Genomic DNA, 20,813 nt, shown 5'->3' on the forward strand with positions numbered 1-20,813 from the left:
CGTGAATCTCGACCTTTATTCCGACCGCGCCAAACAGGCCGTCCAGTCCGCCCAGTCGCTGGCGCTGGCTCGCCGCCACCAGCAGTTCGCGCCCGAACACCTGCTCAAGGTGCTGCTGGAAGAGCGTGACGGCTTGGCCCGCAACCTGATCACCGCGGCCGGGGGCGACCCCAAACGCGCCGAGGCCGACGTCGAGACCGCCCTGGGCAAGCGCGCCCAGGTTTCGGGCGGCTCGGGCCAGCTCTATCTGGACGGCGACACCGCCCGCGTCTTCGCCGCCGCCGAGGCCGCCTCGAAGAAGGCCGGCGACGCCTTCGTCACCACCGAACGCCTGCTGTCCGCCCTCGCCCGCGAAGGCGGCGTGGCCCGCACCGTGCTGGCCGCCGCGGGGGCCAAGGCCGATGCGCTGGACGCCGCCATCGTCGAGGTCCGCAAGGGCAAGACCGCCGACAGCGCCGCCGCCGAAGACGGCTATGACGCGTTGAAACGCTACGCCCGCGACCTGACCCTGGCCGCCGCCGACGGCAAGATCGACCCGGTCATCGGCCGGGATGAAGAGATCCGCCGCACCATCCAGGTCCTGGCCCGCCGCACCAAGAACAACCCCGTCCTGATCGGCGAGCCGGGCGTCGGCAAGACCGCCATCGTCGAGGGACTGGCCCTGCGCATCGTCAACGGCGACGTGCCGGAATCCCTGCGCGACAAGAAGGTCATGGCCCTCGACATGGGCAGCCTGATCGCCGGCGCCAAATACCGCGGCGAGTTCGAGGAGCGGCTCAAGGCCGTGCTCAACGAGGTCGCGGCGGCCGAGGGCGGCATCGTCCTGTTCATCGACGAGATGCACACCCTGGTCGGCGCCGGAAAGGGCGACGGGGCCATGGACGCCTCCAACCTGCTCAAGCCGGCCCTGGCGCGCGGCGAGCTGCACTGCGTCGGCGCCACCACCCTGGATGAGTACCGCAAGCATGTGGAGAAGGACGCGGCCCTGGCCCGGCGCTTCCAGCCGGTCTTCGTCTCCGAGCCCACGGTCGAGGACACGGTCTCGATCCTCCGTGGACTGAAGGAGAAGTATGAGGTCCACCACGGGGTCCGCATCAGCGACAGCGCCATCGTCGCCGCCGCCACCCTGTCGAACCGCTACATCACCGACCGCTTCCTGCCCGACAAGGCCATCGACCTGATCGACGAGGCGGGCAGCCGCGTCCGCATGGCCGTCGATTCCAAGCCGGAAGAGCTGGACGAGATCGACCGCCGTCTGGTCCAGCTGAAGATCGAGCGCGAGGCCCTGAAGAAGGAGACGGACAACGCCTCCCTGCACCGCCTCGAGAAGCTGGAGGATGAGATCGCCGATCTGGAGGGCCAGTCCGACGACCTGACCGCCCGCTGGAAGGCCGAGAAGGACAAGGTGGGGCAGGGGGCCCAGTTGCGCGAAACCCTCGACCGCCTGCGCGCCGAACTGGCCGCCGCCCAGCGCGCCGGCGACCTCGGCCGCGCCTCCGAGATCGCCTACGGCCAGATCCCGCAGATCGAGAAACAGCTGGCCGACGCCGAGGCCGCCGAGGCCGACGCCTCCGCCCCCCTGACGCCCGAGGTGGTCGACGCCGAACAGATCGCCGCCGTCGTCTCCCGCTGGACCGGCGTGCCGGTCGACAAGATGCTGGAGGGCGAGCGCGAGAAGCTGCTCAAGATGGAGGACGCCCTGCGCGGCCGCGTCGTCGGTCAGGACGCGGCGCTGGAGGCTGTCTCCGACGCCGTCCGCCGCGCCCGCGCCGGCCTGAACGACCCCAACCGCCCGCTCGGCTCCTTCCTCTTCCTGGGGCCGACCGGCGTCGGCAAGACCGAGCTGACCAAGGCGCTGGCCGACTTCCTGTTCGACGACGAGGCCGCCATCACCCGTCTCGACATGTCGGAGTATATGGAGAAACACTCCGTCAGCCGCCTGATCGGCGCCCCTCCGGGCTATGTCGGCTATGACGAGGGCGGCGCCCTGACCGAGGCCGTGCGCCGCCGGCCCTATCAGGTCGTCCTGTTTGACGAGGTCGAAAAGGCCCACCCCGACGTCTTCAACGTCCTGCTCCAGGTGCTCGACGACGGCCGCCTGACCGACGGTCAGGGCCGCACCATCGACTTCCGCAACACCCTGATCATCATGACCAGCAACCTCGGCTCCGAGGCCCTGGCCAATCAGGGCGAGGGCGACGACGTCGAGGCTGTCCGCCCCTGGGTCATGGACGCCGTCCGCGCCCATTTCCGCCCGGAGTTCCTCAACCGCATCGACGAGATCATCCTCTTCCGCCGCCTCGGCCGCGACCAGATGGCCGGCATCGTCCGCATCCAGCTGACCCGGTTCGAGAAACTCCTCGCCGACCGCCGCCTGACCCTGGCCCTGGACGACACCGCCGCCGCCTGGCTGGCCGACAAGGGCTACGACCCGGTCTACGGCGCCCGCCCGCTCAAGCGCGTGATCCAGAAGGACCTCGTCGATCCGATCGCGCGGAAGCTGCTGGCGGGCGAGATCGAGGACGGGTCGGTGATCGCCGTGTCAGCGGGGGCGGAGGGGCTTCAAATCGGAAAAGTCCAGGTCCACTAGGACTTGGCCCGCTTGTCATCCCGGGCCGCGGCAGCGGACCCGGGATCGGGAAGGCGCGGGTGCATTAGCGTCGTCTCGTTCAGTCGAAGCGCACCTCCGCCAGCCGCGCCGCCAAATCCAGACGCCCCTCCCCAGGTTCGCTATGGATACATCTTCGAATTGACTAGCGACGCTCGTTTACCGGTGACTATTCGGCGACCTCATCCCGCAGCGGGAGAAGGCCCACCATCTCCCTGATCCCCGCTTTCGAAATGCACGAGAAGCCGCTCCAGAACCGTGATCGCGGCGGCCTGTCGGGCCTTGAGGTCGTCCGATGCCGCCGCCTTGATGTCCGCCCGGCGGCGCAGTTCCTCGACCAGCGTCTTGCCTTGCAGATCCTTGGCCATGAGCCGGCCAAGTGAACGGCTGAGGCGCGCGTGCTCCTGTTCGAGATGGAGGACGCGCCGGAACAGGTCCCGCGCGTCATAGCCGGACCACTCGGCGGTGACGGCCGTCGCGGTCAGGATGTCGGTGGTTCCGCCGAACACGCTGTGAACCTCGGCGCGATTTGGAAACACCGTGACCTCCACCTCCTGCTCAACCAGCCCGGCGATCTCCGTGTCTCCGAAGCCGGGGTCCTCAAACCGGACAACCAGGACCACCCGGGCCGCGGGTTCTGTCGAGAAGGCATAGGGATAGAACCGCAGGTCCAGGCCTCCGGGGCGCGGATCAATCCGGCCAAGGACGCCATAGAACTCCACGGGCTCCGCATCCTCGCTCATGCCCTGACCTCCGACATCGAAACCGCCTCTGCCGCCACCCGATCCGTCCAGGCCTTCTTGCATGCCGCATAGGCCCCGCTGTCTCCCGGATGCAGGGCCGCGCACCGCAGCTTCTCCCGCCCATAGGCCGCCGCCGTCTCAGGCTCCGCCCTCAGCCGGTCGCGGAAGGCCAGATGCCAAGCGATCATCGGGTCGCCCGTCGCATGGACGTGCAGATGCGCCGCCCGCGCGCCGGTCTCCGGATCGTCGCGGGTGAAGTAGCGCCGCCCGGCGACGCCGTTCTCGCCGCGCGCACGCCAGCCCAGCTGCTCCAGCGCCGCCGACGCCGCCGCGATCGCGGTCAGGTCGGCGGCCTCGCCCAGCAGGTCGATCACCGGCTTGGCGATCAGCCCCGGCACGGCGGTCGAGCCGATGGGATGCAGGGCCACGAAGGCCCCGGGCGCGGCCGCGCGCAGTTCCGCGATCAGGGCCTCGGCCCTCAGGGGCCAGCGGGGGTCGGGGGCGGCGAGGGTGACGGGGCGGGGCATGGGCGATGATCCGAAGCGGCGGGGGCGGGGTCAAGCCTGAGCACCGGCGGCGCCTTCCCCCTTTCGTCATCCTCCGGCAAGCCGCGCAGCGGCGCAGACCGGGGGACCCAGCGGCGCGCGTGAGCGCGACCCTGTCGGGAGCGCGGACGGTCGCAACAGCGCGCCTTGGCCGCGACGGACGGTGTTTCGCCGCTTCGCGGCGCCGCTGGGTCCCCCGGTCTCGCTGCGCTCGCCGGAGGATGACGACAGGGATGTTAGCGGATAAGTTGTGCGCATGGGAACGCACCGCACGTTCATCGCCACCTACATCATGGCCAGCAGGCGTAACGGGACGCTCTACATCGGCATGACGGCCAACCTCATGGCGCGGGTGTGGAAGCACAAGACCCGTGCCTGGGCCGGGTTTACCGACGACTATGCCTGCGCTGATCTGGTCTGGTTCCAGCGGTTCAACTGGGTCGTGGAGGCTATCCATCGCGAGAAGCGGTTGAAGAAATGGCTCCGCGACTGGAAGCTCAAGCTGATCGAGGAGGCCAACCCCGAATGGCGCGATCTGGCGGCCGACTGGTATCCCGTCAACGACCCGGACTGGACGCCTCCGTCGGAAGACGACTGATCCCACAACCGCTCCGCTTGCATCCTGCCAACCTCCGCGCGAACCTGTGGCCGTTCCCAACCCCGGAGGTTCCCGATGAAGATCCTGCTCGCCGTCTCCGCCGTCGCCCTGTTCGCCGTCGCGCCCACCGTCGGCGCCGCGCCCCAGACCAACACCCAGTACCGCCAGTGCGTCGGCCAGCGGACGATGCCCTGCTATCCGCGTGACGAAAACGGCGCCATCTACCGTCCCAGCCCCGAGACGCCCGAGGGCGTCGCCTTCGAGGCCTGCGCCGCCGCCGTCCGCGCCGACTGCGCCGCCCTCTATCCCTTCTGAGCGCCGGTTCAGGCTCTCATGACAAAGGCCCCGGCGTCGCCGCCGGGGCCTTGCGGTCTCATCGCCGTGGACCGTCCGTCTACGGATTGATGACGATCTTCACGCAGCCGTCCTTCTTCTCCTGGAAGGTCTTGTACATGTCCGGCCCGTCTTCCAGCCGGATCTTGTGGGTGATCAGGAAGCTCGGGTCGATCGCCCCCTCCTCGATCTTGCGCATCAGGGGCTCCAGATAGCGCTGCACATGGGTCTGGCCGGTCTTCAGGGTCAGGCCCTTGCCGACGACGGCGCCCATCATCACCGGCACCCCGCCGACGAAGACGCCCGGCAGGCTGATGGTCCCGCCCGGACGGCAGGCGATGATGGCCTGGTTGAAGGCGTAGGACCGCTCCATCTTGCCGGCGACCGTCTCCTGCACCTTCTCGATCAGGCTGCCCGCGCCGTGGCTTTCCAGCCCGACCGCCTCGATCACCGAGTCCGGGCCGCGGCCCCGGGTCATGGCCAGAATCTGCTCCTGCAGCTCACCCTCGACCGCCGAGAAGTCGATGGTCTCGGCCCCGCCGTCGCGCGCCATCTGCAGCCGCTCGGGCACTTGGTCGACCGCGATGACCCGCTCGGCGCCCATCATGAAGGCGCTGCGGATGGCGAACTGGCCGACCGGGCCGCAGCCGAACACCAGCACGGTGTGGCCCGGTTTGATGTCCGCGTTCTCGGCCGCCATCCAGCCGGTGGGGAAGATGTCGGACAGGAACAGGACCTGATCATCCGTCAGGCCTTCCGGCACCTTGATCGGCCCGACGTCGGCGAAGGGCACCCGCAGATACTCGGCCTGGCCGCCGGGGAAGCCGCCATAGGTGTGGGTGTAGCCGAACAGGCCGGCGGTCGGATAACCGATCATCTTGGCCTGCTCGGCGCCGGCGGGGTTGGAGACCTCGCACAGGCTGAACAGGCCGCGCTTGCAGAACTCGCACTCGCCGCAGCTGATGGTGAAGGGCACCACGACCCGGTCGCCGACCTTGAGCTTCTGATTGTCCCGGCCCACGGCGACGACCTCGCCCATGGTCTCGTGGCCCATGACGTCGCCATGCTTCATGCCGGGGACGAAGCCGCCGTACAGGTGCAGGTCGCTGCCGCAGATGGCGCAGCTGGTGACGCGGATGATGGCGTCGCGGCCGTCCTTGATCTCGGGATCCGGCACCTCCTCGCAGCGGATGGTTTCCTTACCCTGCCAACACAGCGCCTTCATGAGCCTTCTCCTCGGTGTGGAGAGGCAAGCGTTGGGCCCGGCCGCCGTTCCGTCGGGCGCCGGACAAAAGGGCATGAAAAAGGGCCCCGGCGTTTCCACCGGGGCCCCTTTCAGTCATTCAGCGAAGGCGTCGCGGCTTAGCGACGGCTGCGGCTGCGGTCACGATCGCCGCCGCCTTCACGCTTCGGGCGACCGCCGGTGTCGTCCGACAGCGGGGACTCGCCACGCTCGGCGCGCTCGGCGTTGATCTTGTCCGTCAGGTCTTCACCCGTGGCCTGATCAACGACCTTCATCGACAGCTTGGTCTTGCCGCGGTCGTCCAGGCCCAGGAATTTGACCTTGACCTCCTGGCCTTCCGAAATGACGTCGGCCGGGTTGGCGACGCGTTCCAGGGCCAGTTGCGACACGTGGACCAGACCGTCCTTGGCGCCGAAGAAGTTCACGAAGGCGCCGAAGTCGACGACCTTCACGACCTTGCCGGTGTAGATGGTGCCGACTTCCGGCTCGGACACGATCGAGGAGATCCAGGCCTTGGCGGCGTCGATCTTCTCTTGTTCCGAGGCGGCGATCTTCACGGTGCCGTCGTCTTCGATGTTGATCTTCGCGCCCGTCTTTTCGACGATTTCGCGGATGATCTTGCCGCCGGTGCCGATGATGTCGCGGATCTTGTCGGTCGGGACCTTGATGGTCTCGATCTTCGGCGCGAACTCACCCAGCTCGGTGCGGGCGCCGTCGATGGCCTTGTCCATCTCGTCGAGGATGTGCAGGCGGCCGGCCGAAGCCTGGGCGATCGCCTTGCGCATGATCTCTTCGGTGATGCCGGTGACCTTGATGTCCATCTGCAGCGAGGTGATGCCGTCACGGGTGCCGGCGACCTTGAAGTCCATGTCGCCCAGGTGATCTTCGTCACCCAGGATGTCCGACAGGATGGCGAACTCGCCCGACGGCTCCAGGATCAGGCCCATGGCGATGCCCGAGACGGGCTTCTTCAGGGGCACGCCCGCATCCATCAGGGCCAGCGACGAACCACAGACCGTGGCCATCGAGGACGAGCCGTTGGACTCGGTGATCTCCGACACCAGACGGATGGTGTAGGGGAATTCGTCCGCGGCCGGCAGCATCGGACGGATCGCCCGCCAGGCCAGCTTGCCGTGACCGATTTCGCGACGGCCCGCGCCGCCCATACGACCGGTTTCACCGACCGAATAGGGAGGGAAGTTGTAGTGGAGCAGGAACTTCTCTTTGTACGTCCCGGTCAGGGCGTCGATGTACTGCTCGTCCTCGCCGGTGCCGAGGGTGGCGACCACGATGGCCTGGGTTTCACCGCGGGTGAACAGGGCCGAACCGTGGGTGCGCGGGAAGATGCCGACTTCCGACACGATCGAACGGACCTTGTCGAGGGCGCGGCCGTCGACGCGGTGACCGTTGTCGATGATGTCGCGACGCAGGACGTGGGCTTCGCATTCTTTCCACGCCGTGGCGAACTTGGCCGACTCGACGCCGTCCGGGTTCTCTTCGGTCTTCACCAGAGCGGCCGAGGCCTTCTTCTTGGCGACGCCGACGGCTTCATGACGGGCATGCTTGCCGGGGTGGGTGTAGGCGGCCTTGATGTCTTCACCGACCAGCGACTGGATCTGGGTGACGACGTCGGAGTGGTCTTCGGCCTGGAAGTCGAAGGGCTCCTTGGCGGCGTGTTCGGCCAGTTCGATGATGGCGTCGATCACCGGCTGCATGCCGCGGTGGGCGAACATCAGGGCGTCGAGGAAGGTCGCTTCCGACAGTTCCTTGGCTTCCGATTCCACCATCATCAGGGCGTCGGTGGTGCCGGCGACGACCAGGTCCAGGTCCGAGCTCGGCAGCTGGTCGATGGTCGGGTTCAGAACCAGCTCACCGTCGATATAGCCGACGCGGGCGGCGCCGATCGGGCCCATGAAGGGCACGCCCGAAATGGTCAGGGCGGCCGAGGCGGCGATCATGCCGACGACGTCCGGGTCGTTCTCGAGGTCGTGCTGCAGCACGGTGATGACGACCTGGGTCTCGTTCTTGAAGCCCTTGACGAACAGCGGGCGGATCGGACGGTCGATCAGGCGGGAGACCAGGGTCTCCTTCTCGGTCGGACGGCCTTCACGCTTGAAATAGCCACCCGGGATCTTGCCGGCGGCGAAGGTCTTTTCCTGGTAGTTGACGGTCAGCGGGAAGAAGTCCAGGCCCGGCTTGGGGGCGCGACCGTAGACGACGGTGGCCAGAACCACGGTCTCGCCATAGGTCGCCAGCACGGCGCCGTCGGCCTGACGGGCGATGCGGCCGGTTTCCAGCGTCAGCGGGCGGCCGGCCCAGTCGATCGTCTTGCGTTTGATATCGAACATGTTTCGTCTTTCGTATCCCGGGCGGCGTATTCCGGCCGGGGTCCCATCAATGGGTGGAGCGTCGGGCGTTCAGTCCTTCGGTCCGTGGACGTCCGCGCCATCGCGATCCGTCCGGGAGTCTTCGAGGACCGGTACACAGCCCTCCGTCATTACGCCGTTGCAGAACCGCGGCGCGCGGCTGGTCTCTGGATGCGGAAAGAGGCGCGGACGTGGCCCGCGCCTCAAATCTGTTCCGTGATCTGCGCTTAGCGGCGCAGGCCCAACTTGGTGATCAGAGCGGTGTAACGCTCCTTGTCGACCTTGGTCAGGTGGTCAAGAAGGCGACGACGCTGCGAGACCATCTTGAGCAGGCCGCGGCGCGAGTGGTTGTCCTTCTTGTGAGTCTTGAAGTGCTCGGTCAGGTTGGCGATGCGTTCCGAAAGGATCGCGACCTGGACTTCAGCAGAGCCGGTGTCGCCTTCCGAACGGGCGTTATCGGCAATGACTTCACCCTTGCGGGTAGCAGTGATCGACATCGGAATTCTCCATGTTGGAGTCCCCTGACACCGTGGTCAGGGAAGATTGAAAACGCGGTCGGGTTCTAGCCGGCCGGCCCGCAACTGACCGAGAGCGACGAGGGTCTGGCCCAGGAAAACCGAAACCGTTCGCGAGTCCGCCTGAAGCTGACCCTTGAGCGTTTCGACCTGTCTGGGGAGCAGAACGATCGGCCGTCCCTGCCGAAGCGAGAAGGCGTCTTGATCCGTTACGGCCAGCTCCGGGATGTCGTCCAGGGCGGTCGCGACGGGAAGCAAGCCTTCCGAGGCGGCGCCCCTATGCACCATTTCCTCGAGAGAATCCAGCGTCACGGCGTTCTCGATGCTGAACGGCCCCACCCGTTCGCGCCGCAGGGCCGACACATGCCCCTCGGCGCCCAGCGCCGCGGCCAGGTCGCGGGCCAGCGAACGCACATAGACGCCCTTGCCGGTCCGCATCGTGATCTCGAGGTGGTCCGCGTCCGGAACGTCCGTCACCGCCGCCTCGTGGATCATCACCCGCCGGGCCTTCAGCTCGACCTCGATCCCCTCGCGGGCCAGGTCATAGGCGCGCTGGCCGTCCACCTTGATGGCCGAGAAGGCGGGCGGCACCTGATCGATCTCGCCGACGAAGGCGGGCAGGGCGGCCTTCACGGCCTCCACCGTCGGACGCACCTCCGAGCGGGCGATGATCTCGCCCTCGCGGTCGAGGCTGTCGGTCGACACCCCCCACTGTATCGTGAAGCGATAGACCTTCTGCGCCTCCATCATGAAGGGCACGGTCTTGGTGGCCTCGCCCAGCGCGATGGGCAGTATGCCGGACGCCAGCGGGTCCAGCGTGCCCGCATGCCCGGCCTTCTGGGCGTCGAACAGGCGGCGGATGCGGGTGACGGCCTCGGTCGAGCCCATCTCGTACGGCTTGTCCAGGCAGACCCAGCCGTTGACGACCTCGCCCCGTTTTCTGCGGCCCATCAGGCGTCGTCGTCTTCGTCGGTGTGCGCGACATCGGCGCGGACGCGCGGGTCATCCAGCAGCCGGTTCAGGCGCTCGGCGGCCTCGAAGCTCTCGTCGTGGCGGAAGCGCAGGTCCGGCGTGAAGCGGGCGTCGATATGTTTGCCCAGCACGCCGCGCAGGAATTTGGCGTGGGTGTTCAGCGCTTTCACGATCTCGCCGACGTGGCCGGCGGTCGGGGCCTCGGCGACCCCGGCGCCCAGCGGCTCGACGAAACAGGTGGCGTGTTTCAGGTCCGGCGACAGGCGCACTTCCGTCACCGTCACCGAGACGCCTTCCAGGGCCGGGTCGTGGATATCCTCCTCACGCAGCACCTCGACGAGGGCGTGGCGGATCAGCTCGCCGGCGCGCAACTGGCGCTGCGACGGGCCGCTCAGGGTCTTGATCTGTTTACGGCCCATGCGATGGCCTCCTCTGTATCGCCCGCCGGGGCTCGGACCCGGCTCGGAAAGCGAAGGCCGCGTCAGATCGGAAGGCCGGGCCTCCCGCTCGCGGCCGGAAAAACGATCGCGCGGTCTAGTCCTGCGCGGGCGCGGTGTCCAGTTTCGCCCGGTCGATGGTCGCGACGATCTCCCCCGAGGTGATCGCCTGCATCGGCCGTGTCTGCATCCCCGCGGCGTTCAGCACCCCCGCCGTCCAGTGGTTGCAGAGACGGCCGATCCAGAAATGTTCATGGCTGGCGAAGAAGCGCGCGTCGTCGCCGGGGCGGGCGGCGACCAGCCGGGCGGCGCCGTCCGACAGGTCCAGCGAGGCCTCGATGTGCGCCGCCAGGGCCTCGAACCCGGCCTCCGACAGACGGAAGTCGCGGCGGCCGTCCTCGGCATAGATCAGGCGGGGATCGCGCTGCGTCGGGTCCAGCATGAGGACGGACGCATTGCCCGGCCGGAAGAAGGCCCGCGCGCCGTCCGGCAGGCGATCGCCGATGGGGCTCTGGTCGACATAGAATCTGGCGTCGCCCCAGCCGATCAGGATCCAGTCCCCGGCGGGCAGGCCGCGCACCGCCTCGGCCAGCGGCCCGCCCCGCGCCTCCAGCGCCGCGCGCGGCAGGGCCAGGTCGGTGTGGAAGCCGTTGTCCAGCAGGCTGGCCTCGATCCCGGCCCCGGTCGCCGGGGCGGGCCACAGGGCGGGATCGCCCGGCGCGGTCCAGGTCCACAGGGCCGCCGCCGCGCCGACGACGGCGGCCAGAATGAAGCCGCCCAGCCCGGTCCGCTCGCGCCGTCTCATCGGGCGCGGAACCGCCAGACGCCGCACAGGGCGTCGACGGGCGCCTCTTCGCCGACGATGGTCCGTTCACGGAACATCATCATCTCCACCTGATCGCGCCGGTGCAGCACGGCGACCACGCCGGGCGCCGCGCCCTTGCACAGGGGAGACGCCGGAACCGCCGCCTGACGCAGGTTCGGGACCACGGCGCGCAGTTCGATCTGGGCGTCCGGGCGTGCGTTCAGCCGTGCCGCAAAGGTCTCGCCCAGGCTGTTGTAGGCCTGATCGCCCGAGGCGATGCGCAGCGGGCGGGTGCGCAGGGTCTCGCCGCGCTCCAGCCGGATCGTCGCGCCGGTGAAGGTCGCGGACCCGACCGTTTCGCGCGTCACATCATCCGCCGGCCCGAACTCGCCGGCCAGAACCACGGCGTCGGGGGTGGCGGTCGGCCGACGGTCCGGGACCCCGGCGGCCGCGGTCTTCAATCCGTCCACCCCGTCCGATGCGCCGTCGGCGGCCCAGGCGACGATACGGCTGACGGTAGGCGCGGCCTCGTCGCGGACCGCCGCCCAGGCCTCGACGGCCTGCTTCTGCTCGATCGCCATCAGGAACAGAACCATGCAGACGAGGAACAGCGCGCCGGCGAGCCCCTTCAGGCCCCGGTTGCTCCGGTCTTTCGCTCTTTTGACGGGGGTGGCGGTCATTCAAGCGACCCTAGCCGGACGCGCGCGGGCCGCGAAAGCCCTATCCCCCCACAGGGGCGTTGGAATCGTCGGGGGTCGCGGCGGGCGGTACGGCCCATTCGCCGCGCCAGTTGTACGACAGGCTCACGCAGTGGCGGAACGTCCCGTCGGCCCAGCGGCCGATGGCCTGCGCGGTCAGCGGATGGCCCAGCCGGACCCGGCCCAGGATCAGGAAGGCCTGATCCGATCCGGGGCAAAGGGCGCGCGACAGGCCGCGTCCGTCGCCCTCCGGCGACACGGTGTAGAGGACGTTTTCGGTGGAGCCGCGGGGCAGGGCGCGTCGGGCCCCGTCGGGACCGCCGATGCGGATGTCCGCCGAACCGCGATTGGAGGTGGAGATGATCCGCCGCACGGTGATCGCGCCGAACAGGCCCCGGTCGCCTTCCAGGGTGATGCCCCGGGTCAGCGCCTGGGTCACCCGGTCCGAGGCGTCATAGGCCAGGTAGCGGGTCTCCGCCGCGGCCGGACCGGCGACGGCGGACAGGGTCAGCAGGGCGATAAGGAAACGGCGCATGGGAAAATGATCCTTGATCCGGATGGCGAAAAGGCGACGCCGCGGCGTCGCCTTTCCCTTATGGCCTGACAGGCGAAACGACCTAGTCCAGCGTGCGCTTGATCTCTTCGACCGTGAAGCACTCGATGTAGTCGCCGGCCTTGATGTCCTGGAAGCCCTGGAAGTGCATGCCGCACTCCTGGCCCGACGGGACCTCGTTGACCTCGTCCTTGAAGCGCTTGAGCGTCTGCAGGGTGCCCAGTTCCAGCACGACCACGTCGTCGCGGATGATGCGGACCTTGGCGCCCTTGCGGACCACGCCCTCGGACACCCGGCAACCGGCGATCTTGCCGGTCTTGGAGATGTCGAAGACCTGCAGCACGGCGGCGTTGCCCAGGAAGGTTTCCCGTTGCAGCGGCGCCAGCATGCCCGACAGCACGCCTTTGATGTCGTCCAGCAGGTCGTAGATGATCGAGTAGTAGCGGATCTCGACGCCCTCGCGGTCGGCGAGGTCGCGGGCCTGCTTGGACGCACGGACGTTGAAGCCGAGGATGGGCGCGCCGGCCGACTTGGCCAGTTGCACATCGCTCTCGGTGATCCCGCCGGCGCCTTGCATGACGATGCGCGCGCGCACTTCGTCGTTGCCCATCTTCTCCAGCGAACCCTGAATGGCTTCGCCCGAACCCTGCACGTCCGACTTGATGAGAACCGGCAGCTCCGAGATCTTCTTGGAGCCCAGCTTGGCCATCATGTCGGCCAGCGACACCTGGTTGATGCCGCCGGTGGCCTTCTCGCGCTTCACGCGGGCGCGGTACTCGGTCAGCTCGCGAGCGCGGGCTTCGGATTCCACGACGGCCAGCGGCTCACCGGGGCTCGGCGCCTCGTCCAGGCCGAGAATCTCGACGGGGACGGACGGCCCGGCTTCGGTCAGCTGCTCGTTGCGCTCGTTCAGCAGGGCGCGAACCTTGCCCCAGGCCGAACCGGCCACGATGATGTCGCCACGCTTCAGCGTGCCGCGCTTGACCAGAACGGTCGCGACCGGGCCGCGACCCTTGTCCAGCTTGGCCTCGATGACCACGCCTTCGCCCGACCGTTCCGGGTCGGCCTTCAGGTCCATGACCTCGGCCTGCACCAGGATGGCTTCAATCAGGCCGTTCAGGTTGGTGCGGTTCTTGGCCGACACCTCGATGATCTGGGTGTCGCCACCCAGGCTCTCGGCGATGACTTCGTACTGCAGCAGCTCGTTGACGACCTTCAGCGGGTTGGCGTCGGGCTTGTCGATCTTGTTGACCGCCACGATCAGCGGAGCCCCGGCCGCCTTGGCGTGCTGGATGGCTTCGATGGTCTGCGGCATGACGCCGTCGTCGGCCGCGACCACCAGCACCACGATGTCCGTGACATTGGCGCCGCGCGCACGCATGGCCGAGAAGGCGGCGTGGCCCGGGGTGTCCAGGAAGGTGACGCGTTGGCCGTCTTCCAGGCGAACCTGATAGGCGCCGATGTGCTGGGTGATGCCGCCGGCTTCGCCACCGGCGACGTCGGTCGTGCGCAGGGCGTCCAGCAGCGAGGTCTTGCCGTGGTCGACGTGGCCCATGATGGCCACGACCGGCGCACGGGGCGTGGTCGCGTCGTCATCGACCGCATCGGACAGGAAGCCCGTCTCGACGTCGGATTCCGACACGCGGCGCACGGCCATGCCGAACTCGTCGGCCACCAGCTCGGCGGTATCGGTGTCGATGACGTCGTTGATCTTCATCATCAGGCCCTGCTTCATCAGGAATTTGATGATGTCGACCCCACGCACGGCCATCCGGTTGGACAGCTCCTGCACGGTGATGACGTCAGGGATGACGACTTCGCGCGGACGGTTCGGCGCGTCGGTGGAGCCACCGCGGCGCTTTTCCTTCTCGCGTTCACGGGCCCGGCGAACCGAGGCCAGCGAGCGCATCCGCTCGGCGGCGTCCTCGTCGCCACCGGCCACGGCCTGGATGGTCAGACGGCCTTCGCGACGCTTGGGCTCGCCGCGGGTGCGGCTGACAGCCTTGCCCGGGCCGGCGTCGTTGAAGCGCTTGTCGCGATCCTCCTCGGCCTTGCTGCCGGCGGGACGGCCGAAGCCGGCGCGCGCGGGACGGGCCACTTCGGGCGTCGCCGGCGGCGCGTTGGGGGCGGGACGACCACCGGGGCCGGTGCGCGCGGCGCCCGGACGGGCGGGGGCCGGACGCGGGTCCAGGGCCGAATAGCGGACCGGCTGGGCCGGACGTGCGCCGGCGGGGCGGGCGCCCTGCGGACGGTCCCCCTGCGGGCGATCGCCTTGCGGACGACCGGCGGGAGCGCCGGCGCTGGCGGCGCGATCGGTGAAGCTGCGTTCACCGCCGCCCATGGCCTGTTCGCGGGCCGAACGGCCACCGAAGCTGGGGGCCGGGGCGCGTTGCGGATTGCCGGGCTTGGGCGCGCGCTGGCCGAAATTGACCACCGGACGCGCCGGAGCGGCCGGACGGGCTGGAGCCGCGGGGGCGGCCGGAGCCGGGGTCGGCGCGGCGGCCTCGACCGGAGCCGGAGCGGCCGGAGCGGCGGGAGCCGGGGCGGCAGGCGCGGGAGCGACCGGAGCGGCCGGCTTCGGCTTCACCGGCGCCGGTGCGGCGGCGGCCAGCTTGGCGGCTTCGTTGCGGGCGGCCTCGGCGGCGGCGCGGGCGGCTGCGGCTTCGGCCTGGGCGGCGTTGGCCGCGGCTTCAGCGGCGGCGGCCTGTTCGCGAGCGGCGGCGTCCTTGCGGGCGCGCTCCTCGGCGGCGGCGCGTTCACGCTCGGCGTTCTGCCGGGTCGCCAGCTCGATCGCGCGGCGACGGGCTTCCTGCTCGGATTGCGACAGGTTGCCGGTGTCGGAGGACGCGGCCGGACGCGGCGCCTGCGGGGCAGGGGCCTGCGCGGCGGCGGGGCGAGCGACCTCGAAGCCTTGCGGACGTTGATGTCCGCCCGGCGTCGCGCCGACGCGCCGCTTGGTTTCGACCACCACGGTCTTGGTGCGGCCGTGGCTGAAGCTCTGGCGCACGGTGCCGGTCGAAACCGACCCCGCCGTCCGGGGCTTCAGGCTCAGCGGCGCGCGCGGCCCGGTCGTCGACGCGGGGGTCGAAGGGGTCGTCTTGCCGTCGTTGGTCTTGTCGTTCTCGTCAGTCATCCGGTCGCTTTACTTTGGCTCGGGAAAACCCCGGGCCCATTCCAAACTTGATCGTCAAACACAAAAAGCCGTGCGGAACTCCGCCCCCCTTTAGGGAGCAGAACCCCGCCCGTCTGAAATTCCATCCGGGGCCCCAGCCGTCTCGTCGCCCCACTGCGGGGGCGTCAACGGTCGAAATCCCGCCAATCTCTCGGCCTCGAAGGTCCAGCGATCAGCCCGCCCGCCTCCTAGCAGGACGGCGTGTATCGCATTTTCCAGCCCGAGGGCCAAACTCAAATCGTCAGCGCTGAATGTCCCGCACACTTTGGGGGGCGGCGTCTGGTGTTTCGCCAGCGCCAACAGCTTGCCGCGCCCGTCGGCGGACCCGTCCGCCGCTTCCACGATCCAGGCGGCCTTGCCGGAGCGGATCGCGGCGGCCGACTTCTCGAAGCCAGAGATAAGCGCGCCTTCGCGCCGGGCAAGACCCAGCTGCTCCAGACAGCGTTTGAACAGCAGGTTTTCGACCATTTCCGCCAGGTCGGCGGCGGGTTTCAGCGGGGCCTTCGCCGCGCGGCTGAACAGGTTCTTCTTCACCGCGGTCTCGATCGAGGCGCGGTCGGCGGCGACCCACAGGCCGCGACCCGGCAGCTTGCGCGCCAGGTCGGGAACGACCCCGCCGTCAGGCGAGGCGACGAAACGGATCAGGCGAGATTCATCCATGGCCTGGTGGGTCACCAGGTCGCGGCGGTCTCTATCGATCGTTGCGTCGCGCAAGCTCATGAACGGCGGGGGCTCTCATCACGTGTTTTCGGGCTGATCGGCGTCATCCGCCGGAGCCGCTTCGGACGTGTCGTCCGACGGGGTGTTCGAGAAGACGGCGTCGGCGTCGTATTCGCCTTCCGCGTATTCCTCTTCATATTCCGGCTCGGGCTCCGGCTGCGGCAGTTCCGAAGCGTCGATCCAGCCGGCGGCCACGCGGGCCTGCAGGATCAGCATTTCGGCGTCTTCCTGCGCCAGGTTGAAGCTTTCCAGAACGCCCGGGACCTTCACCCGTTCACCGTTTTTCACTTCATAGCCGCCACGGATTTCGTCGGTGGCCAGATCCGCCAGATCCTCGACCGTCTTCACGCCGCCCTGACCCAGGGCCACGGCCATGGCCAGGGTCACGCCCGGCACCTGCAGCACGCCGTCCTCGACGCCCAGCTCGACGCGCTTGGCGTCCAGCTCGGCCGACTTGCGGTCCAGGAAGTCGCGGGCGCGGGCCTGCAGCTCCTCGGCGGTGTCCTCGTCGAAGCCTTCGATGTCCGAGATTTCGTACGGCTCGACGAAGGCCAGGTCTTCCACCGTGGCGAAGCCTTCGGTGACCAGCAGCTGGGCGATGACCTCGTCCACGTCCAGGGCTTCCTGGAACAGGCCGGTGCGCTCGGAGAACTCACGCTGGCGACGCTCGGAGTCCTGCGACTCGGTGATGATGTCGATCTGCCAGCCGGTCAGTTGCGAGGCCAGGCGGACGTTCTGGCCGCGACGGCCGATGGCCAGCGACAGCTGCTCGTCCGGCACCACGACTTCAACGCGGTCGGCTTCCTCGTCCAGAACCACCTTGGAGACTTCGGCGGGGGCCAGGGCGTTCACGATGAACGTCGGCTCGTCGTTGTTCCACTGGATGATGTCGATCTTCTCGCCCTGCAGTTCGGCGACGACCGCCTGAACGCGCGAGCCGCGCATGCCGACGCAGGCGCCGACCGGATCGATCGAGCTGTCGTTCGACAGCACGGCCATCTTGGCGCGCGAGCCGGCGTCGCGGGCGGCGGCGCGGATCTCGATCACGCCGTCATAGACTTCCGGCACTTCCTGCGCGAACAGCTTGGCCATGAAGCCCGGGTGCGAGCGCGACAGCATGACCTGCGGGCCCTTGGCCTCGGCGCGGACGTCATAGATGTAGGTGCGGATGCGGTCGCCGATGTTGAAGGCTTCGCGCGGGATCGAGTCGTTGCGGCGCATGATGCCCTCGCCACGACCCAGATCGACGATGGTGTTGCCGTATTCGACGCGCTTGACGGTGCCGTTGACGATCTCGCCGACGCGATCCTTGAACTCTTCGTACTGGTTGGCGCGCTCGGCCTCGCGGACCTTCCCGGTCACGACCTGGCGGGCCATCTGCGTCTGCACCCGGCCGAACTCGAACGGCGGCAGGTCCTCGACGTATTCCTTGCCGACCACGGCCTCCGGATCGCGCTTCGAGGCGTCCGTCAGGCGCACCATGGCGCTGTCGTTGAACTCTTCCAGCTCGTCTTCCGGCTGCCAGTCGTCCTCGACGATGGTGACGTGACGCGTCAGGGCCAGTTCGCCGGTCTTGTGATCGATCTTGGCGCGGATGTCGTGGTGCGCGCCATAGCGCGACTTGGCGCCCTTCTGGATCGCTTCCTCGATCGCCTCGATGACGATCTCCTTGTCGATGTTCTTCTCGCGCGCGACCGCATCGGCGATCTGCAGCAGTTCGAGACGGTTCGCGGAAACGCCAACAGCCATGTTCAGTCCTCGGTCTCGGAAGGGGTGTCTTCGTTACGGGCGGCGCGTTTCTCGGCGCCGACCTTCATCAGTTCGTCGGTCAGCACCAGCTTGGCGTCGACCAGCCAGTCGAACGGGATCAGGGCGGTGTCTTCCTCCCCTTCCAGATCGATGGCGATGTTCTGGTCCTCGGTCCCGGCCAGCACGCCCTTGAAGCGTTTGCGGCCTTCGACCATCCGGTCCGTCTCCAGACGCGCCTCATAGCCTTCGAACAGGTCGAAGTCGCTCAGGCGGGTCAGCGGGCGGTCAATGCCCGGCGACGAGACTTCCAGCAGGTATTCGCCGGAAATCGGGTCGGCGGCGTCGAACACTTCCGACACGGCGCGGCTCAGACGGGCGCACTCCTCGACCGCGATGTCGTGGTCGCTGCCGCGCTCGGCCATGATCTGCAGGCGCCGACGCAGGGTTCCGCCCATCAGCCGCACGCGCACGATCTCGAGGCCCAGGCTTTCAGCGATGGGTTCGATCAGCTCCAGCAGCTGGCGGTCTTCGGCGGTCTTGGCCTTCAAGCGGTCGGGTCCCGGGCAAAATAAAAGCGGCTGGCCTTCCGGGCCGCCGCTTCAAACGGCGCCGTTAGGAGCCGGTCTAACGATGTAGCGGGCCGTATAGACCCACGCCGCGGGTTTGTCAGCCCTGAATAATAGCGGATTGCCTTCGCCGGGCGCGGGCGTCAGAAACGCCGCCGATGAAAGTCTACTGGATCGGTCTCGACACGCCCGGGCGTCTCGGCGTGTCGCGCAAGCCTGAGGGCGGCGACGCCCTCGACGCGCAGATGGCCCACCTGCACCGCGGCATGGTCGATCACGTCGTCAGCCTGCTGGAGCCCGCCGAGGCCGCCGGGTTCGGTCTGGCCGAAGAAGGCGCGGCGGCCGAACGCAACGGCATCGGGTTCTACAACTTCCCCATCGTCGACCACGGCCTGCCGGGCGATGTCGAGCACTACGCCCGCGTCGCCCGCGCCGTCGACGGTCGCCTGCGCTCGGGCCAGTCCATTGTCATCCATTGTCGCGCCGGCCTCGGTCGCGCCCCGTCCCTGGCCATCTGCGCCCTGGTCTCGGGCGGCATGAATGTGGACGAGGCCATCCTGCGCGTCGGCCGGGCCCGGGGTCGCCCCGTGCCCGAAACCGACGAACAGTACGCCTTCATCAAGGCCTTCGCCGACCGCCCGAAGGCCTGACTTCAGGCCGCCTGAAGCAGGTCCAGCTGGCCCAGGAAGTCGCGCTTGCCCAGCGCCACCCCGCGATGGCGCAGGATCGCGTAGGCCGTGGTCACGTGGAAGAAGAAGTTCGGGATGGCGAAGCTGGTCAGATAGCTCGCGCCCTCGAAATCCAGTTCGACGCCCGGGAAGCGCAGCTCGATCCGGCGGGTCTCGCCGCCCTCGAACGCGGCCGGATCGACCCCTTCGATAAAGGCGATCGACAGGGCGAGGGTCTCTTTCAGCTCGGCCGGCGTGGCCTCCGCGTCCGCCGTCTTCGGCCAGGCCTGACCGGTCAGGCGCGCCACGCAGCTGCGGCCCGAGAAGCTGGCCATGCGGACCTGGTCGGCGAACGGCTTCATGTCCGGCGCCAGCCGCGCCTGCATCAGTTCCGCCTCATCCAGCCCGGAGGCGATGGCCGTGTCGATCAGGTTCGACAGATTGGTCAGGCCGCGCACGAAGATCGGCGCGGACGCATCCTTGAGGGTGAAAGTCATCGGCGGATCCTGATGGGTGATGGGTGATGGGTGATGGGTGATGAAAGGGTGCGGCGAAGGCGGTGACGGGCGCGCGGCCCTGACGCCCCTTCTCGCTCACCAATCACCACTCACCAATCACCAATCACACCTCACCGTCACACCCGCACGAACTCCAGGAACAGCGGCTCCGTGTCGCCCAGCTTCTTCTCTTCGTAGCGGGTGACGACGTGATCTTCCGGCGCGGTCTTCCAGTCGGCGGCGCGGTCGGCGGTCCACTCCAGACCCGGCGTGCGTTCCAGACGCTCCAGCGCCCATTCGGCGTAATCCTTCCAGTCGGTCACGAACCGCAGGCGGCCGCCCGGCTTCAGCAGGCGGGCGATCTCGGCGGCGCTCTCGTCCTGGATCAGGCGGCGCTTGTTGTGGCGCGCCTTGTGCCAGGGGTCGGGGAACAGGATCATCACCCGGTCCAGCGAGGCGTCGGGCAGGGCCTTCATCACGTCGCGGGCGTCATCGGCGTGGATGCGGACATTCTTCAGCTCGCCGTCCTCGATGTGCCGCAGGGCCGAGCCGACGCCGTTCAGGAAGGGCTCGCAGCCGATCATCAGCGCGTCCGGATGCCGCGCCGCCTGGGCCGCCAGATGCTCGCCGCCGCCGAAGCCGATCTCCAGCCACACTTCCTTCGCGCCCGGCATCAGGGTCTGCGGATCCATCGGCCCCGCCGCGGGATCCGGCACCGAGATCGTCGGCAGCAGGGTGTCGAACAGCGCCGCCTGCCGCGGCTTCAGCGTGCGCGACTTGATACGCCCGAACGAGCGCAGCGGGCCCCAGGTCGGGGTGTCGGAGGTGTCGTGATCGGAGGCCATGGCGGGGGCTATAGCGGCTGAAGGTCGGGAAGGCAGCAGTGAGCAGGCAGCAGGCAGCAGGAAAATGGAGGCCGGCCACGAAAAAGGCCGCGACGTTCCCGCCGCGGCCTCCTCAAACTGCTGCCTGCTGCCTGCTGCCTGCTGCCTGCTGCCTGCTGCCTGCTGCCTACTGCCTATCTG

At 68.6% G+C, this 20,813-nt stretch carries 20 protein-coding genes; 4 read left to right on the top strand and 16 right to left on the bottom strand.

Annotated elements, in window-relative coordinates; translation table 11 throughout:
• The first annotated feature begins 1 nt into the window (after position 1).
• The gene (gene clpB, locus ACW174_RS07430) at positions 2–2,590 is read left to right on the top strand and encodes an ATP-dependent chaperone ClpB (RefSeq protein WP_492017012.1); all 2,589 of its coding nucleotides are present in this window, start codon (positions 2–4) and stop codon (positions 2,588–2,590) included.
• 200 nt (positions 2,591–2,790) lie between these two features.
• On the opposite strand, the gene ACW174_RS07435 is transcribed toward clpB, so the two are convergent.
• Complete coding sequence (locus ACW174_RS07435) at positions 2,791–3,351, bottom strand: hypothetical protein (RefSeq protein WP_492017013.1); 561 nt, start codon at positions 3,349–3,351, stop codon at positions 2,791–2,793.
• Positions 3,348–3,878 (bottom strand): GrpB family protein, encoded by a 531-nt coding sequence (locus ACW174_RS07440; protein ID WP_492017014.1) that lies wholly within the window; start codon positions 3,876–3,878, stop codon positions 3,348–3,350. The genes ACW174_RS07435 and ACW174_RS07440 overlap by 4 nt, the downstream gene beginning before the upstream one ends.
• A 274-nt stretch (positions 3,879–4,152) precedes the next feature.
• On the opposite strand from ACW174_RS07440, the gene ACW174_RS07445 reads away from it, so the two are divergent.
• Together ACW174_RS07445 and ACW174_RS07450 are read left to right on the top strand one after the other, a co-directional pair.
• Positions 4,153–4,494, top strand: a complete 342-nt coding sequence (locus tag ACW174_RS07445) for a GIY-YIG nuclease family protein (RefSeq protein ID WP_492017015.1) — start codon at positions 4,153–4,155, stop codon at positions 4,492–4,494.
• A 75-nt stretch (positions 4,495–4,569) separates the two neighbouring features.
• Entirely contained in the window at positions 4,570–4,809 is a 240-nt protein-coding gene (locus ACW174_RS07450) for a hypothetical protein (RefSeq protein WP_492017016.1), read from the top strand.
• Between the two features lie 79 nt (positions 4,810–4,888).
• Here ACW174_RS07450 and ACW174_RS07455 read toward each other — a convergent pair whose 3' ends face one another.
• The 12 genes from ACW174_RS07455 to rimP all read right to left on the bottom strand — a co-directional run bounded on the left by ACW174_RS07455 (position 4,889) and on the right by rimP (position 18,605).
• Positions 4,889–6,052, bottom strand: coding sequence for a zinc-dependent alcohol dehydrogenase (locus tag ACW174_RS07455; protein ID WP_492017017.1), 1,164 nt, complete (start codon positions 6,050–6,052; stop codon positions 4,889–4,891).
• 137 nt (positions 6,053–6,189) lie between these two features.
• Complete coding sequence (gene pnp, locus ACW174_RS07460) at positions 6,190–8,418, bottom strand: polyribonucleotide nucleotidyltransferase (protein ID WP_492017018.1); 2,229 nt, start codon at positions 8,416–8,418, stop codon at positions 6,190–6,192.
• A 245-nt stretch (positions 8,419–8,663) separates the two neighbouring features.
• Positions 8,664–8,933: a 30S ribosomal protein S15 gene (rpsO, locus tag ACW174_RS07465; RefSeq protein WP_492017019.1), complete on the bottom strand. Its 270-nt coding sequence runs from the start codon at positions 8,931–8,933 to the stop codon at positions 8,664–8,666.
• A gap of 36 nt (positions 8,934–8,969) precedes the next feature.
• The gene (truB, locus tag ACW174_RS07470; protein WP_492017020.1) at positions 8,970–9,902 is read right to left on the bottom strand and encodes a tRNA pseudouridine(55) synthase TruB; all 933 of its coding nucleotides are present in this window, start codon (positions 9,900–9,902) and stop codon (positions 8,970–8,972) included.
• Positions 9,902–10,342, bottom strand: coding sequence for a 30S ribosome-binding factor RbfA (gene rbfA, locus ACW174_RS07475; RefSeq protein ID WP_492017021.1), 441 nt, complete (start codon positions 10,340–10,342; stop codon positions 9,902–9,904). The genes truB and rbfA overlap by 1 nt, the downstream gene beginning before the upstream one ends.
• Positions 10,343–10,457: 115 nt before the next feature.
• A complete protein-coding gene (locus ACW174_RS07480; protein WP_492017022.1) occupies positions 10,458–11,165 on the bottom strand; it encodes a DUF2459 domain-containing protein in 708 nt (235 codons plus the stop codon).
• A complete protein-coding gene (locus tag ACW174_RS07485) occupies positions 11,162–11,845 on the bottom strand; it encodes a hypothetical protein (protein WP_492017023.1) in 684 nt (227 codons plus the stop codon). Before ACW174_RS07485 ends, ACW174_RS07480 begins: the two co-directional genes overlap by 4 nt.
• 40 nt (positions 11,846–11,885) lie before the next feature.
• Positions 11,886–12,398, bottom strand: a complete 513-nt coding sequence (locus ACW174_RS07490) for a hypothetical protein (protein WP_492017024.1) — start codon at positions 12,396–12,398, stop codon at positions 11,886–11,888.
• Between the two features lie 82 nt (positions 12,399–12,480).
• The gene (gene infB, locus ACW174_RS07495) at positions 12,481–15,549 is read right to left on the bottom strand and encodes a translation initiation factor IF-2 (protein WP_492017025.1); all 3,069 of its coding nucleotides are present in this window, start codon (positions 15,547–15,549) and stop codon (positions 12,481–12,483) included.
• A gap of 90 nt (positions 15,550–15,639) precedes the next feature.
• The gene (locus ACW174_RS07500) at positions 15,640–16,308 is read right to left on the bottom strand and encodes an RNA-binding protein (protein ID WP_492017026.1); all 669 of its coding nucleotides are present in this window, start codon (positions 16,306–16,308) and stop codon (positions 15,640–15,642) included.
• Positions 16,309–16,326: 18 nt separating this feature from the next.
• Positions 16,327–18,057: a transcription termination factor NusA gene (gene nusA / locus ACW174_RS07505; RefSeq protein ID WP_492017027.1), complete on the bottom strand. Its 1,731-nt coding sequence runs from the start codon at positions 18,055–18,057 to the stop codon at positions 16,327–16,329.
• 2 nt (positions 18,058–18,059) lie between these two features.
• Positions 18,060–18,605: a ribosome maturation factor RimP gene (rimP, locus tag ACW174_RS07510; RefSeq protein ID WP_492017028.1), complete on the bottom strand. Its 546-nt coding sequence runs from the start codon at positions 18,603–18,605 to the stop codon at positions 18,060–18,062.
• Between the two features lie 176 nt (positions 18,606–18,781).
• Between rimP and ACW174_RS07515 the strand changes: the two genes are divergently transcribed.
• Positions 18,782–19,273 carry a protein-tyrosine phosphatase family protein gene (locus tag ACW174_RS07515; protein ID WP_492017029.1) on the top strand — a complete coding sequence of 164 codons (492 nt, stop codon included), beginning with the start codon at positions 18,782–18,784 and terminating at the stop codon, positions 19,271–19,273.
• Positions 19,274–19,275: 2 nt separating this feature from the next.
• Here the strand turns inward: ACW174_RS07515 and ACW174_RS07520 are convergent, their stop codons facing one another.
• The gene (locus ACW174_RS07520) at positions 19,276–19,788 is read right to left on the bottom strand and encodes a DUF1993 domain-containing protein (protein ID WP_492017030.1); all 513 of its coding nucleotides are present in this window, start codon (positions 19,786–19,788) and stop codon (positions 19,276–19,278) included.
• A gap of 137 nt (positions 19,789–19,925) precedes the next feature.
• Entirely contained in the window at positions 19,926–20,633 is a 708-nt protein-coding gene (trmB, locus tag ACW174_RS07525; protein WP_492017031.1) for a tRNA (guanosine(46)-N7)-methyltransferase TrmB, read from the bottom strand.
• Positions 20,634–20,813: the final 180 nt, after the last annotated feature.

The sequence above is a fragment of the Brevundimonas sp. AVps31 genome (assembly GCF_058681355.1).

Coding starts and splice junctions, on each gene's coding strand:
- ACW174_RS07435 (WP_492017013.1), bottom strand. CDS start 3,351: ATGAGCGAGGATGCGGAGCCCGTGGAGTTCTATGGCGTCCTTGGCCGG.
- rbfA (WP_492017021.1), bottom strand. CDS start 10,342: ATGGGCCGTAAACAGATCAAGACCCTGAGCGGCCCGTCGCAGCGCCAG.
- pnp (WP_492017018.1), bottom strand. CDS start 8,418: ATGTTCGATATCAAACGCAAGACGATCGACTGGGCCGGCCGCCCGCTG.
- ACW174_RS07480 (WP_492017022.1), bottom strand. CDS start 11,165: ATGAGACGGCGCGAGCGGACCGGGCTGGGCGGCTTCATTCTGGCCGCC.
- ACW174_RS07440 (WP_492017014.1), bottom strand. CDS start 3,878: ATGCCCCGCCCCGTCACCCTCGCCGCCCCCGACCCCCGCTGGCCCCTG.
- truB (WP_492017020.1), bottom strand. CDS start 9,902: ATGGGCCGCAGAAAACGGGGCGAGGTCGTCAACGGCTGGGTCTGCCTG.
- ACW174_RS07485 (WP_492017023.1), bottom strand. CDS start 11,845: ATGACCGCCACCCCCGTCAAAAGAGCGAAAGACCGGAGCAACCGGGGC.
- nusA (WP_492017027.1), bottom strand. CDS start 18,057: ATGGCTGTTGGCGTTTCCGCGAACCGTCTCGAACTGCTGCAGATCGCC.
- infB (WP_492017025.1), bottom strand. CDS start 15,549: ATGACTGACGAGAACGACAAGACCAACGACGGCAAGACGACCCCTTCG.
- rpsO (WP_492017019.1), bottom strand. CDS start 8,933: ATGTCGATCACTGCTACCCGCAAGGGTGAAGTCATTGCCGATAACGCC.
- ACW174_RS07455 (WP_492017017.1), bottom strand. CDS start 6,052: ATGAAGGCGCTGTGTTGGCAGGGTAAGGAAACCATCCGCTGCGAGGAG.
- ACW174_RS07490 (WP_492017024.1), bottom strand. CDS start 12,398: ATGCGCCGTTTCCTTATCGCCCTGCTGACCCTGTCCGCCGTCGCCGGT.
- ACW174_RS07520 (WP_492017030.1), bottom strand. CDS start 19,788: ATGACTTTCACCCTCAAGGATGCGTCCGCGCCGATCTTCGTGCGCGGC.
- trmB (WP_492017031.1), bottom strand. CDS start 20,633: ATGGCCTCCGATCACGACACCTCCGACACCCCGACCTGGGGCCCGCTG.
- ACW174_RS07445 (WP_492017015.1), top strand. CDS start 4,153: ATGGGAACGCACCGCACGTTCATCGCCACCTACATCATGGCCAGCAGG.
- ACW174_RS07500 (WP_492017026.1), bottom strand. CDS start 16,308: ATGAGCTTGCGCGACGCAACGATCGATAGAGACCGCCGCGACCTGGTG.
- ACW174_RS07450 (WP_492017016.1), top strand. CDS start 4,570: ATGAAGATCCTGCTCGCCGTCTCCGCCGTCGCCCTGTTCGCCGTCGCG.
- ACW174_RS07515 (WP_492017029.1), top strand. CDS start 18,782: ATGAAAGTCTACTGGATCGGTCTCGACACGCCCGGGCGTCTCGGCGTG.